At 67.8% G+C, this 13,456-nt stretch carries 12 protein-coding genes; 9 read left to right on the forward strand and 3 right to left on the reverse strand.

Annotated features, from left to right (window positions below):
• Positions 1-139 precede the first annotated feature (139 nt).
• The 3 genes from BMZ21_RS23570 to BMZ21_RS23580 all read left to right on the forward strand — a co-directional run bounded on the left by BMZ21_RS23570 (position 140) and on the right by BMZ21_RS23580 (position 3,205).
• On the forward strand, positions 140-1,366 hold the full coding sequence (locus BMZ21_RS23570) for an ABC transporter substrate-binding protein (RefSeq protein WP_167561727.1): 1,227 nt from the start codon (positions 140-142) through the stop codon (positions 1,364-1,366).
• Positions 1,367-1,535: 169 nt separating this feature from the next.
• Positions 1,536-2,405, forward strand: a complete 870-nt coding sequence (locus tag BMZ21_RS23575; RefSeq protein WP_091840751.1) for a carbohydrate ABC transporter permease — start codon at positions 1,536-1,538, stop codon at positions 2,403-2,405.
• Positions 2,402-3,205 carry a carbohydrate ABC transporter permease gene (locus BMZ21_RS23580; RefSeq protein ID WP_091840479.1) on the forward strand — a complete coding sequence of 268 codons (804 nt, stop codon included), beginning with the start codon at positions 2,402-2,404 and terminating at the stop codon, positions 3,203-3,205. Before BMZ21_RS23575 ends, BMZ21_RS23580 begins: the two co-directional genes overlap by 4 nt.
• Positions 3,206-3,417: 212 nt before the next feature.
• Here BMZ21_RS23580 and BMZ21_RS23585 read toward each other — a convergent pair whose 3' ends face one another.
• Positions 3,418-4,197, reverse strand: coding sequence for a DUF2189 domain-containing protein (locus BMZ21_RS23585; protein WP_425285471.1), 780 nt, complete (start codon positions 4,195-4,197; stop codon positions 3,418-3,420).
• 222 nt (positions 4,198-4,419) lie between these two features.
• Here BMZ21_RS23585 and ligA point away from each other — a divergent pair, with 222 nt between their 5' ends.
• Positions 4,420-6,570, forward strand: coding sequence for an NAD-dependent DNA ligase LigA (ligA, locus tag BMZ21_RS23590; RefSeq protein WP_091840484.1), 2,151 nt, complete (start codon positions 4,420-4,422; stop codon positions 6,568-6,570).
• Positions 6,571-6,753: 183 nt separating this feature from the next.
• On the opposite strand, the gene pepT is transcribed toward ligA, so the two are convergent.
• Both pepT and BMZ21_RS23600 read right to left on the reverse strand, forming a co-directional pair.
• Complete coding sequence (gene pepT / locus BMZ21_RS23595; RefSeq protein WP_091840486.1) at positions 6,754-7,983, reverse strand: peptidase T; 1,230 nt, start codon at positions 7,981-7,983, stop codon at positions 6,754-6,756.
• Positions 7,958-9,037 carry an AraC family transcriptional regulator gene (locus BMZ21_RS23600; protein WP_091840488.1) on the reverse strand — a complete coding sequence of 360 codons (1,080 nt, stop codon included), beginning with the start codon at positions 9,035-9,037 and terminating at the stop codon, positions 7,958-7,960. Before BMZ21_RS23600 ends, pepT begins: the two co-directional genes overlap by 26 nt.
• An 82-nt stretch (positions 9,038-9,119) precedes the next feature.
• Here BMZ21_RS23600 and BMZ21_RS23605 point away from each other — a divergent pair, with 82 nt between their 5' ends.
• The 5 genes from BMZ21_RS23605 to BMZ21_RS23625 all read left to right on the forward strand — a co-directional run bounded on the left by BMZ21_RS23605 (position 9,120) and on the right by BMZ21_RS23625 (position 13,339).
• The gene (locus tag BMZ21_RS23605; protein WP_091840490.1) at positions 9,120-10,331 is read left to right on the forward strand and encodes an MFS transporter; all 1,212 of its coding nucleotides are present in this window, start codon (positions 9,120-9,122) and stop codon (positions 10,329-10,331) included.
• Positions 10,332-10,475: 144 nt separating this feature from the next.
• Entirely contained in the window at positions 10,476-11,339 is an 864-nt protein-coding gene (locus tag BMZ21_RS23610) for an AraC family transcriptional regulator (protein WP_091840492.1), read from the forward strand.
• 10 nt (positions 11,340-11,349) lie between these two features.
• Entirely contained in the window at positions 11,350-12,060 is a 711-nt protein-coding gene (locus tag BMZ21_RS23615) for an AzlC family ABC transporter permease (protein WP_091840495.1), read from the forward strand.
• Positions 12,057-12,356: an AzlD family protein gene (locus BMZ21_RS23620; RefSeq protein WP_091840497.1), complete on the forward strand. Its 300-nt coding sequence runs from the start codon at positions 12,057-12,059 to the stop codon at positions 12,354-12,356. The genes BMZ21_RS23615 and BMZ21_RS23620 overlap by 4 nt, the downstream gene beginning before the upstream one ends.
• A gap of 20 nt (positions 12,357-12,376) precedes the next feature.
• Positions 12,377-13,339: a PLP-dependent cysteine synthase family protein gene (locus BMZ21_RS23625; RefSeq protein WP_091840499.1), complete on the forward strand. Its 963-nt coding sequence runs from the start codon at positions 12,377-12,379 to the stop codon at positions 13,337-13,339.
• Positions 13,340-13,456 lie beyond the last annotated feature (117 nt).

Consider the following 13,456-nt stretch of genomic DNA (forward strand, 5'->3'; position numbering starts at 1 on the left):
GTGCGTGCGACCTTGCCGCAGCACTCTCGCAACGCGATGCATGGCGGGATTGTTCCGGAACCGTCGCATAGCTGTTGCACTCTCCCGCCATCCGCTCCCACAATGCCCGCCCGGGCAGAGACCCGGACGGGGGAATGCCATGAGGACGATGGGTAAGGCGCTCGGCGCCGTGTTGATGTTGGCCGGGCTCGTTCTGCCCGCCGCCGCGCAGGACCGGCTGGTGATCGCCGGGCGCGATGCCGGCTTCGCGCCGGCGCTGGCCAAGATGGTCGAACTCTACCAGGCCAAGAATCCGAACGTGAAGATCGAGCGGCTCGAGCTCGGCGGCAGCCCGCTCTATGAGCGCCTCGCGGTTGGCGCGCGCGAGAAGACGGCGGCGACCGACGTCGCCATGCTCGACGACATCTGGGCGCCGGAGTTCATGGCGCGCGGCTGGCTCACCGACCTCGACACCGTGGGCGGCCTGCCGGGCGAGTTCGTCAAGTCGGCGATCGACGTCTCCAAGCACAACGGCAAGCTCTATGCCGCGCCCTTCGTCGGCAACATCGCCATGTTCGCCTATCGCAAGGACCTGCTTGCCAAGCACGGCTTCGAGCGTCCCAAGACCTGGAGCGACGTCGTCAAGGCGGCGCAGGCGATCCAGGACAAGGAGCAGGGCGTCTCCGGCCTCGTCTTCCGCGGCATCAAGGGCAACCCGATCGTCACCTCGTTCCTGCCGGTGCTGTGGGCGCATGGCGCCGAGGTGGTGAGCGCCGACGGCAAGGCCGTGCTCGACAGCCCTGCGGCCGAGAAGGCGCTGGCCCAGTTCCTCTCGTTCAAGGCGCTCGCGCCGAAGGGCGTCGAAACCTACAACGCGACCGAATTGCGCGATGCGATCCAGCAGGGCCGCGCCGCGATCGCGGTCGAGATGTGGTCGTCCTGGGCCGGCACGCTCGACGGCAACGCCTCGAAGGTCGCCGGCCAGGTCGAAGTCGTCGCCACACCGGGCGAGGTCAAGGGACCGGCGCCGATGCTCGGCGCCTGGCTGCTCGGCATCCCCGCGGATTCGCCGAACAAGGCGCGTGCCGCCGACTTCATCCGCTTCGTCACTTCGCCGGAGAACCAGAAGCTGATCGCGCTCGAAACCGGCAACCCGCCGACGCTCACGGCGCTGTTCAACGACAAGGACCTCGTCGCCAAGTATCGCTGGTATCCGGCGCAGCTCGAGGCATTGAACGTCGCCCAGGCCCGTCCGCGCATCAGCCAGTGGGCCCGCGTCGAGACCATTCTGGGCGACTATCTCCAGCTCGCCCTGATCGGCCAGCTGCAGCCCAAGCAGGCGCTGACCGAGGCCAACGCCCAGATCGCCCGCGCCCTGACGCGCTGAGCGGTCTTGCGCCTCCAACTTCTCGCGGTCGTCCCGGGCGCGCATAGCGCGACCCGGGACCCATGTCTGAACCTTCTTCGGAGGCGTTCCAGCATGAATCCCGGATCTCCGCTTCGCTGCGTCCGGGATGACTTCGGAGGGATATTCTCAGTTCAATGCCTTTGATCTCATGACCGCTCCCCGCCGCCTGCTGCCCTGGCTCCTGCTGACGCCGGCGCTCATCATCTTCGCCGGGCTGACGCTCTATCCGCTCGGGCGGACGCTGGCGCTGTCGCTGTTCGCCACCGATTACGGCTTCGAGAACGCCAAGTTCATCGGCCTCGAGAATTTTCGCGAGCTTTGGGACAGCCGCTTCTTTCGGCAGGCGGTGACCAACACCGTGCTGTTCACGGTGGTCGCGACCGTGCTCGAGGTCGCGGCCGGCCTGGGCCTCGCGCTGCTGCTCGACCGCGCCTTTCCCGGCCGCACGCTGGTGATGACGCTCCTGCTTGCGCCCTTCGTGCTCTCGACCATGGTGGTCACCGCGATCTGGCGGGCCTGGTTCCATTTCGATCTCGGCTTCCTCAACAACCTCCTGCGCACCGTCGGCCTGCCCGGCGTGCCCTGGCTGTTCGATCCCAATCTTGCGCTCTGGTCGATCGTGCTGGTCGATCTCTGGCAGACCGCGCCCTTCGCCTTCCTGATCATCTTCGCGGGCCTGCGGCTGATCCCGCAGGACGTCTACGAGGCCGCCCGCGTCGACGGCGCCGGGCCGTGGCGGCGCTTCCGCGACATGACCCTGCCGCTGCTCGCGCCTTATCTCTTCGTCGCGGCGCTGCTGCGCTCGGTCGACAGCTTCAAGCTGTTCGACAAGGTCTACGCCATGACCGGCGGCGGGCCGGGGCAGGCGACCGAGACGGTCTCGATGTTCGTCTACCGGCAGGGCTTCCGCTTCTTCGACATCGGGCTGGCCTCCGCCGCCGCCGTGGTGATGATCGTCGTCGCCGGGCTGCTTGCCGTCGTCTATGCGGCCTCGCTGCTCAAAGGGGCTGGCCGATGATCCGGATCATCGCCGCCTTCGGGCTCTGCGCGCTGTCGCTGATCCCGCTGGTCTGGATGGTCGCGACCTCGTTCAAGCCGCCGGCCGAATATGTCTCGACCTCGATCGCGCTCTGGCCTCAGAATCCGACGCTGACGCATTATCGCGTCTTGCTCGACGGCGGGATGTGGCGGCTGGGGCTCAACAGCGTCGTGGTGGCGCTCGGCACCGTGGCCCTGTCGTTGCTGGCCGGCTTGCCGGCGGCCTATGCGCTGGCGCGCTTCGAATTGCCCAGGCGCTTCGACATTGTCTTCCTCGGCTTCGTCCTGGTGATCAAGCTGGCGCCGCCGATCGCGCTCGCCATCCCGCTCTACCAGGTGCTGCGGGCGCTCGGCCTGCTCGACACCCATCTCGGACTGATCCTCGCCAACCAGATCCTGGCGCTGCCCTTCGCGATCTGGATGCTGCTCGGCTTCGTGCGCGACGTGCCCTATTCCTTCGAGGAGGCGGCGATGCTCGACGGCGCCGGCTTCGTGAAGCGGCTGCTGGAGATTGTCGTGCCGCTGCTGATGCCGGGGCTGGTCGCGACCGCGGTGTTCGTTGCGATCATGAGCTGGAACGAGTTCCTGTTCGCGCTGCTCTTCATCCAGACGCCGTCGAAATTCACGTTGCCGGCGTTCATCGCGACGCTGATCAACGAGGACGAGACTCTGTGGGGCAGGCTCTCGGCGATGGGACTGATCGCCTCGCTGCCGGTTCTGCTCGCAGTCGGGCTGGTCCGGCGTGGGCTGACGCGCGAGGTCTCCGTCGATCAGCATTGAGGGGCGCTATTCCCTCTCCCCTTGCGGGAGAGGGCTAGGGTGAGAGGTCTCGCGACGCTTCCGCCCATCGATGGGCGCCGCTACCGATTTCGTTCTGCGCGACCCCTCATCCGGCCCTTCGGGCCACCTTCTCCCGCAGGGGGAGAAGGGAAGGGCGCCTCATTCGGCCTGAGATGGTCGGCTCAAGGCCGACCATGACCCCAGTGGATGCCCTACCGCGGCACGACCTTGCGGTAGAGGTGCCAGCTGGCGTGGCCGAGGATCGGCATGACAATGATCAGGCCGACCAGCACCGGCAGCGAGCCGAGCACCAGCAGGGCGGTGATCGTCAGCGCCCAGTACAGCATGCCGCGCGGGCTCTTCTCGACGGCGGCCATCGAGGTCTTCACCGCGGTCGCCATGCTGACATGCCGGTCGAGCATCAGCGGGAAGGAGATCACCGTCATCGAGAACACAAGGATGGCGAAGAGCAGCCCGAGCGCGTTGCCGAGGATGATCATCGTCCAGCCGTTCGCGGTGGTCAGCAGCGGCGTCATGAAGCCCGCGAAGGAGTCGAGCGGGACATCGCCCATCAGCCAGCGATAGATGATCCAGGCGCTGAACAGCCAGGCCAGGAATACGCCCATCAGCAACGCGCCGAGCGTCGCGATCTGGCCGATTCCGGGCGAATGCACGACGTCGAGCGCGTGCTTCCAGGAGGTGTCCATGCCGGCCTCGCGGCGGCGGCTGATCTCGTAGAGGCCGATGGCGGCGAAGGGGCCGAGCAGGGCGAAGCCCGAGGCCAGCGGGAACAACAGCGGGAAGATGTTGTAGCTCACCGTCAGACGCGCTAGCAGGATGCCGGCAATCGGATAGATGAGCGCGATAAAGAGCAGGTGGCTCGGCTGGGCGATGAAGTCGGCATAGCCCTGCCTGAGGGCATCCTTGATATCGGCGATGCCGATCTCGTTGACGGGCAGGGCATCGGCAGGCGCAGCGTCGTTCGCCGCCATCGGGTGATGATGGATATGGGTATCGGCCATGGCGTTCTTCCCGGTTGCGGCCCGGTTCGCCTAGGCGGTCCTGACGCGATCCTCCGGTCAAGACCTGCGAGGCGTCGAGCATCCATTTCAGCGAGGGGAGCCTACACCCGGCGCGCTCCTGCCACAAATCGGCGTACCCAAATCGTGAAACAGGCGCTTCGCAGCGGACTTCCCCTCAACTAGAACTGCGCCATGGCCGACACTGTTCCCACTCCCGTCGAAGATCTGACGCCCGAAGCCGCCCGCGCCGAGCACCAGCTGCTGGCGCCCGAGATCGCCGCGGCGAACGAGGCCTATCACAGCGACAGCGCGCCGATCATGGACGACGCGACTTTCGACGCGAAGTTCCGCCGGCTGACCGCCCTGGAGAGCGCCTTTCCAGAGCTGAAGGGCACCGAAGCGCTGTCCGACAAGGTCGGCGCCAGGCCCTCCGGCAAGTTCGCCAAGATCCGGCACCGCGTGCCGATGCTGTCGCTCAACAACGCCTTTGCAGACGAGGACATCGCCGATTTCGTCACGCGGGTGCGCACCTTCCTCGGCCGCAAGGACGACCAGCCGATCGCCTTCACCGCGGAGCCGAAGATCGACGGGCTCTCTCTCTCGCTGCGCTATGAGAAGGGCGAGCTCATCAGCGCCGCGACGCGTGGTGATGGCGAGGAGGGCGAGGACGTCACGGCCAACGCCCGAACCATCTCCGAAATCCCGCACCGTTTGAAGGGCAAGGACGTCCCCGAGATCGCCGAGGTGCGCGGCGAGATCTATCTCGGCCATGCCGATTTCGCCGCGATCAACCAGCGCCAGCGCGAAAGGCAAGAGCGCGAATTCGCCAATCCGCGCAATGCCGCCGCCGGCTCGCTGCGCCAGCTCGACGTCTCGATCACCGCCAGCCGGCCCTTGCGCTTCTTCGCCTATGCCTGGGGCGAGATGCCGGTCCTGCCGGCGCCGACGCAGTTCGGCGTGGTCGAGGCCTTCGCGCGCTGGGGCTTCAGGACCAACCCGCTGATGGCGCGCTGCGACAGCGTCGAGGCGCTGCTGGCGCATTACCGGTCGATCGAGGCCCAGCGCGCTACGCTCGGCTACGATATCGACGGCGTGGTCTACAAGGTCGATGATCTAGCACTGCAGGCCCGGCTCGGCTTCGTCGCGCGCGCGCCGCGCTGGGCGATCGCCCACAAATTTCCGGCCGAGCTCGCGACCACCGTGCTGGAGGCGATCGATATTCAGGTCGGTCGCACCGGGGCGCTCTCGCCGGTGGCGCGGCTGAAGCCGGTGACGGTCGGCGGCGTCGTCGTCACCAATGCGACGCTGCACAATGAGGACTATATCCGCGGCTTCGATTCGAAGGGGCTGCCGATCCGCGACGGCAGCGACATCCGCATCGGCGATACCGTCACGGTGAAACGCGCCGGCGACGTGATTCCGCGCGTCGAGGCGGTCGATCTGACGAAACGTCCCGCCGACGCGCAGCCTTACGTCTTCCCGACGACCTGCCCGGTCTGCGGCTCGGATGCGGTGCGAGAGCACAATCCGCGCTCGGGCAAGGAGGATGCGGTGCGCCGCTGCACCGGCGGGCTGATCTGCGAGGCGCAGGCGGTCGAGCGCCTGAAGCACTTCGTCTCGCGCGACGCGCTCGATATCGACGGGCTCGGCGACAAGCAGATCGAGTTCTTCCACGCCGATCCGGATTTGCCGGTGAAGGAGCCGGCCGACATCTTCACGCTGGCGCAGCGGGATGCCGCGAACCTCAAGAAGCTGAAAGACAAGGAAGGCTTCGGCGCGACCAGCACCAAGAAGCTGTTCGAGGCGATCGACGACCGGCGCGAGCCGCCGCTCAACCGCTTCATCTTCGGGCTCGGCATCCGCCATATCGGCGAGACCAATGCCCGCCTGCTGGCGCGCCATTACGGCTCGTTCGAGTCTTTGCAGACGGCCTGCCTCGCCGCCGAGAGTCCCGAAAGCGAGGAACGTGCGGCGCTCGACGCGATCGACGGCGTCGGCCCGACCGTGGTCGAGGCGTTGCTGCAGTTCTTCGCCGAGGAGCATAACCAGCAGATGCTCGCCCGGCTGCTACGAGAGGTCGAGCCGCAGCCGCTTGAGGCGGTAGCGTCATCCAGCCCGGTGGCCGGCCAGATCGTCGTCTTCACCGGCGCGCTGGAGCGCATGACGCGCGACGAGGCCAAGGCGATGGCCGAGCGGCTGGGCGCCAAGGTCGCCGGCTCGGTCTCGTCGAAGACGGACCTGCTGGTGGCAGGGCCGGGCGCCGGCTCGAAGCTCAAGGATGCCGCCAAGCACGGCGTCAAGGTGATCGACGAAGCTGGCTGGTTCGAGCTGGTCGGGGGGTAGGCCTTTCCTTCTCCCCTTGCGGGAGAAGGTGGCTCGGCGAAGCCGAGACGGATGAGGGGTCTCACGACGATCGCAGTCTTCGCGCCTGGAATATGCTGTCGTTGGATAGGGCAGCGCGACCCCTCATCCGGCCCTCCGGGCCACCTTCTCCCGCAAGGGGAGAAGGAGTCGGCCACCGATTGCCTAACTCCGCCCTGCCGCCAGCGTGCAGATCATCCGCGCGACTTCATAAGACTTCTCGAAGGCCGGCACGGGCAGGAATTCGTAGCGCGAGTGGAAATTATAGGCGCCGGTGAAGAAGTTCGGCGTCGGCAGGCCGCGGGCCGAGAGCGCCGCGCCGTCGGTGCCGCCGCGCATCGGGATCTGCTTCTTCCTGATCTGCAAGCGCTCCAGCGCTCCAAACAGCAGCTCGACCGGGCGCTGGTCGTCGCCCAGGCTGTCGTGGATGTTGCCGTAGGTGTCGCTCACCACGCACGCGACGCGGCCGGTCGGATAGAGCGCGGCGATCTCGTTCGCGACCTCCTCGATGCGGCGCTTGCGCGCTTCGAAGCTCTGCCTGTCGAAATCGCGGATCAGGGCGCCGAGCCTCGCCTCGCTGGCATTGGCCGTGATGGTGTTGAACCAGACATAGCCTTCGCGACCTTCGGTGTTCTCCGGCGTCTCGGCGCGATCGAAACGGCTGACGAAGTCCTGCGCCATCAGCACCGGGTTCACCAGCACGCCCTTGGCCGACATCGGGTGGGCGCTGACGCCGGTCAGCGTGATCTCGGCGCTCGCCGCGTTGAAGTTCTCGATCACCACCTCGCCGAGCTCGCAGCAGTCGATCGTATAGGCGAAGTCGCAAGGGAAGCGGGCGAGGTCGAGGACCTTGGCGCCGCGCAGGCCGATCTCCTCGTCCGGCACGAAGGCGATGGCGATATCGCCATGCTTGTCCTGCGGGCCGAGGTTGGCGAGCAAGGTCATGATCACCGTGATCGCCGCCTTGTTGTCGGCGCCGAGCACGCTGGTGCCGTCGCTGGCGATGATCTCGGCCCCCAGCCAGTCGCGCAGCTGCGGATGCTCGGCGACGCGCAGCCAGATATCCCGGTCGCGGTTGAGGCAGAGATCCTCGCCCTCGAAACGCAGCAACTGCGGGCGGATATCGGGCGAGAGGCCGGCATCGAAGGTGTCGAGATGGGCGATGAAGCCGATCCTCGGTGCATCCGGCACGGTGCCGCGCTTCACTGCCGTGACGGTGGCGCGATCGTCGATCTCGACGTCGTCGAGGCCGAGCGCGCGCAATTCGTCGGCCAGGAGCTCGGCGAGGCGCTGCTGGCCCGGCGTGCTCGGCAGCGTCGTCACCTTGATGTCGCTCTGGCTGGAAACCGCGGCATAGCGAAAGAAGCGTTCAATCAACTGCTGGCGGATGCTCATGGTCGTCCCGTCGAACGCTTGGCGGACTGTGGTCGGCAAGGCGCCCCGAGGCGCTGCCGGCAGGGGAGGCGTCGACCGGCCGCGTCGCGCGGATCGGCGGCTCGGTATTGCGGAAATGGCTTGGCGGCTTTCCGATCACCCGCTTGAAGGCGCGGCTGAAGGACGCCTCCGAATCGTAGCCGAGACGGCGCGCCACCGCCGAGATCCGCATCCGGTCCCGCTCCAGCCATTGCCGGGCCTGGTGCATCTGGACCTGCAGGACGTAGCGGGCCGGCGTCTCGCCCACGACGCTGGCGAAGCGCTCGGCAAAGGCGGAGCGCGAGGCGTGCATCACCCTGGCGAGCGCATCGACCGTCCAGTTCTCGCTCGGGCTGAGATGGATCGCGGCGAGGACACGGCCGATATCGGGGTCGCGCGCGGCGGCCACCCAGCCGGTGGCCGTGCCGCAGCCGCGCTCGACCCAGGAGCGGATCAGGGCGGCGGCGACGACATCGGCGAGGCGGGTCAGGATGCCGCCGGCGCCGACGCGATCGAGCGCGAGTTCGCACGCCATGGTGGTCAGCAAGGCGGGAATGGCCGGCTCGGCCACCGCCATTTCATGCACCCACATCAGCTCCGGCATCATCCGCAACATCGGATGCTGGGCGTCGACGTTGAAGCAGAGGCTGGCGCTGAAGAACAGGGTCGCCTCGCCGTCGGCTTCTCCGGAGCCGCCGCCGCGCGCCTCGGCGATCTCGCCGCAGCAGTGCTGGAAGGCGCAGTGCCCGTTCGGCGTCGCCGAGAGGCCGGGCTCGCTGGCGAGCGCATGCTCGACGCCGCGGGGCATCAGCACGGCGTCGCCCTGTTCGAGCCGGCACCACTCGCCCTCGGGCGTGCGCAGCCAGCAGCCCCGCTCCGCCATGAAGTGCAGGCGCGCCGCCGGCTGGGCCGGGAACAGCAAGCACCAGGGCGTCGTCATCTGGTAGCGAGCGTAATCTACGCCTTCGAGCCGGAGGCCGCGCAGCATCTCCGTCAGCGGATCCGGTCCCGATCTTCTGGACGATTGGTCAAGCATAGCGGGTTTTCTAGCATGGAAGCTCCAGCCGGTCACGCCTAACTCCGGGGTCCGAACTTCTCCGATCCTTTTGGAGCATCCGATGTCGGATTCCTTGTCAGCCACAGCCGATGCCGAGCTCGTCGGCATCGTCCCCGAAGAGCGCACGGCCGCCTGGCCAGCGGTCTTCGCCCTCGCAATGGGCGTGTTCGCGCTCGTCAGCGCCGAATTCCTGCCCGCCAGCGTCCTGACCTCCATCGCCGCAGATCTCTCGATCAGCGTCGGCGCCGCCGGACAGACCGTCACGGTGACCTCGCTGGTCGGCGTCGCCGCGGCGATCTTCACGCCGATCGTCACCAGCCGCTTCGACAGGCGGCTGGTGCTCTGGTCGCTGCTCTCGCTGCTCGCCTTGTCGAGCCTGGTCACGGCGCTGGCCAACGGCTTCGTCATGCTGTTGGCGGCGCGTTTCCTGCTTGGTCTCGCGCTCGGCGGCTTCTGGTCGATGGCGCCGGCGCTGACGCTACGGCTGGTGCCGGCGCAGTCGGTGCCGCGGGCGCTGGCGTTGATCTCGGCCGGTGTCTCGGCCGCCTTCATCGGCGGCGGACCGCTCGGGGCCTATCTCGATTCCCTGATTGGCTGGCGGATGGTGTTCGGGCTCTCGGCCGGCCTTGCCGGCGTCGCCCTGCTGGCGTTGCTGGCGACGATGCCGCCCCTGCCGCCGCAGGCGGCGCCGCGGTTGGGCACGCTGGGGATCCTGTTCGCGCGCCCGAGTATCCGGCTGATGCTGATCTCGGTGCTCGTCATCATCTCAGGGCAGTTCACCGGCTTCACCTATATCCGGCCCTTCCTCGAGCAAGCGCCGCAGCTCGGCGTCGGCGCGATCACTATCGTCCTGCTCGGCTACGGCCTCGGCAATGTCGTCGGTAACTTCGCCGGTGGCGTTGTCGCGGGACGCGGCGTCAAGCTCGCGATCGTCTCCTTTGCGCTGGCGATCGGCATCCTGGGCCTTGTCTTGCTCCAGTTCGGAGCCTCGTCGATCGTGGCGGGGATCGCGGTCGCGCTCTGGGGCTTCGCCTTCGGTTTCGCGCCGGTCGGCTTCCAGACCTGGATGGTGCGCGTCGCGGCAGACCATGCCGAATCGGTGAGCGGGCTGGTGACGGCCGCCTTCCTGGTCGCGATCGCCGGCGGCGCGGTGCTTGGCGGCCTTTTGGTCAACCATGTCGGCGGCCTCGGCCCGATCGGCTACATGGCGGTGGCGACGCTTGCCGGCGCATTGCTGGTCCTCGTCGCCGGCAAGGAGCCGCCGCGGCCCTGAGCACTGCCAAGTGGCGACGGACCTTGCATTGGCGCGAATTCTCATCGTTCGGCTGCGAGCAGCCGAACGGAAAGCGCGCCGGCGTGATCGTCGCCATCACTTTTCTTCAAGACATCAAGGCGCGGTTTCGCTCTATCTTGCGCCATGGATCTGATCAGCCAAGGCGAAGCATTGCTGGAGATGCCGCTCCGGGAGGGCGAGCACGCCCGCCTGTTCACGGCGGCGCGCTTCTCCGGGCTGGAATGCCTGTCGGCGCGGTTCTCGACCCACACCTATTCGCCGCACGCCCATGAGACCTATGCGGTCGGCACCATCCTCTCCGGCTGTGAGCTCTGGCATGCGCGCGGCCGCACGCTCTTCGCCCGCACCGGCGATCTCGTCTTCAACCACCCGCTCGACGTTCATGACGGCGCGCCGAGCGAGGGCGGCTATCGCTACCGGATGACCTATCCGACGATCGAGCTGATGCGCGAGGTCGCCATCTCGCTCACCGGCGACGAAACGATCGGCACGCCGTTCTTTCGCGAGCCGACCGTGCAGGATCCGGAGGGTTCGGCCCTGTTCTCGGACGCGCATCGGGCCCTGGAAGAGGGCGGAGATGGCCTCGCCGGCGAGGAAGGCCTGCTGCGCGCCTATGGCTGGTGCCTGTCGCGCCATGCCGATCTCTCGACCCGCGATGTCGGGCGTGAGCGTGGGCCGATCGCGCAGGCGAGGGAACTGCTCGAGCAGCGTTATGACGAGGACCTGTCGCTGGCGGATCTCACCCAGCGCTCGGGCCTGCCGCGGCATCACCTGATCCGGGCCTTCCGGCGCGAGACCGGGCTGACGCCGCATGCCTATCTCGTCGATGTCCGGGTCCGCCGCGCCCGCGAGCGGCTGCGGAGCGGCGAATCTCCCGGTGCGGTCGCGGCCGCCACCGGGTTCTGCGACCAGGCGCATCTGACCCGCGCCTTCAAGGCGAGGCTCGGCGTGACGCCGGGCGTCTTCCGCGCCGCCCATCACGGCTGATGGACAAAGCATGAGTTGGAAAGACGAAGCCCGGGCAGGGCTCAATGACATCTGGCCGGCTGCGCTGGCGGCGGTGCCGATCGGCCTGCTTTTCGGCGCGCTCGCCGCCGGCAAGGGCCTGTCGCCGTTCGAGGTCTTCCTGATGAGCGTGCTCGTCTTCGCCGGCGGGGCGCAGTTCGCCGCGGTGGAGCTCTGGACGCATCCGGCGCCGATCGTCGCGCTGGTGTTCTCGACCGCGCTGATCAATGCCCGCCATATCCTGATGAGCGCCTCGATCGCGCCGAAGCTCAAGGGCTTCTCCAACGCGCAGCTCTTCGGCGGGCTCTACTACATGGCCGACGAGAACTGGGCACTGGCCGAGAAGCGGGCGCGCAGCCATCCAGTCACGCCCGCCTACTGGTTCGGCATGATCGTGCCCTTCGTGCTCGGCTGGCTGACGACCTCGACCACCGGCGCGATCATCGGCGCAGCGCTCGGCGATCCCAAGCGCTATGGCGCCGACTTCGCCTTCACTGCGCTGTTCATCGCGCTGACCGCCGCATTCTGGAAGGGGCGCGTCACCGCCTGGACAGTTGCGGCAGCGGGCGTCGCCTCGGCGCTCGCCTACAAGCTCGCCGGGCCGCCCTGGCATGTGCTGGCGGGCGCGCTCTGCGGTCTCGCCGCCGCCTGGATCGCCGCCGGCGACCTCGCCGAGAAGCCCATCGAAAGCCCGGCCGAATGAGCCTCGATCCGATCAATCTCGCTGCCTTCCTCGGCATGGCGCTGGTGACCTATCTCACCCGTATCGCCGGCCTTGCCCTCGTCGGCCGGCTCGATCTCTCGCCCAGAGCCCAGGCCGCCTTCGACGCGATCCCGCCGGCCGTGCTGATCGCCGTGATCGCGCCGAGCGCGCTGGCGACCGGCTGGCCGGAGAGGGTGGCGGCATTGGTGTGTGGGCTGGCTGCGATGCGGTTGCCGCTGCTCGGCGTGGTTGCCGTCGGCGTCGCGACCGTGGTTGCCTTGCGCATGGTGGCCTGAAGCCGACCGGGAGGACACGCATGCGCCCTGTGATGGATTCCGTGGTCGAGGCGATCGGCGAGACGCCGCTGGTCCGGCTCGACCGGCTGACGCGGCATCTCGGCGTCAGCGGCACCATCCTCGCCAAGCTCGACTACCTCAATCCCGGCTTCTCGAAGAAGGACCGGGCCGCGCTCGGCATCATCGAGGAGGCGGAAGCGTCAGGCGCGCTGCAGCCCGGCCAGACCGTGGTCGAGCTGACCTCCGGCAATATGGGCACCGGGCTCGCCATCGTCTGCGGGATCAGGGGCTATCCCTTCATCGCCGTGATGTCGAAGGGCAATTCGGAGGAGCGCGCCCGGATGATGCGGGCGCTCGGCGCCGAGGTCGTGCTGGTCGACCAGCTTCCCGGCTCCGTGCCCGGGCAGGTTTCGGGCGGCGACCTCGAACTCGTCGATCGTGAGGCGAAGCGGATCACGAGGGAACGCAGCGCTTTCCGCGCCGACCAGTTCCATCGCGACGGCAACTGGCTGGCGCATTACCGCACGACCGGGCCGGAGCTCTGGGAGCAGAGCGGCGGGACGGTCGACGCCTTCGTCGACTTCATCGGCTCGGGCGGCAGCTATGCCGGCGTGACCAAGGCGCTGAAAGAGCGCAGCCCGACATTGCGCTGCTATGTCGTCGAGCCGGCCGGTGCCGCGGCTGCGGCGGGGGAGGCGGTGACGAGGCCCGATCATCCGATCCAGGGCGGTGGCTATGCTATGGCGGATCTCGCCTTTTTGAAGGACGTAACGGTCGACGGCTATCTGCAGGTGACGGGCGAGGACGCGCGCGAGACGACGCGGCTGCTGGCGCGGTTCGAGGGGGTCTTTGGTGGGTTCTCGGCCGGGGCGAATGTCGCGGCGGCGGTTCAGCTGCTGCGTGGGGCTGAGGCTGGGAAGACGGTCGCCGTCATCGTCTGCGACTCGGGATTGAAGTATCTCTCGACGGATTTGTGGGGGTGAAAGGCCTTCCTTCTCCCCTTGGGGGAGAAGGTGGCAGCGCGAAGCGCTGACGGATGAGGGCCCGTCATGCAGGGCAAGCTATCAGCCTCTCGCCCGGTCGTGCCGCCCTCTTCCCCT

Source organism: Allobosea lupini, assembly GCF_900109525.1.
In the GTDB taxonomy this organism is placed as follows: Bacteria; Pseudomonadota; Alphaproteobacteria; order Rhizobiales; family Beijerinckiaceae; genus Allobosea; species Allobosea lupini.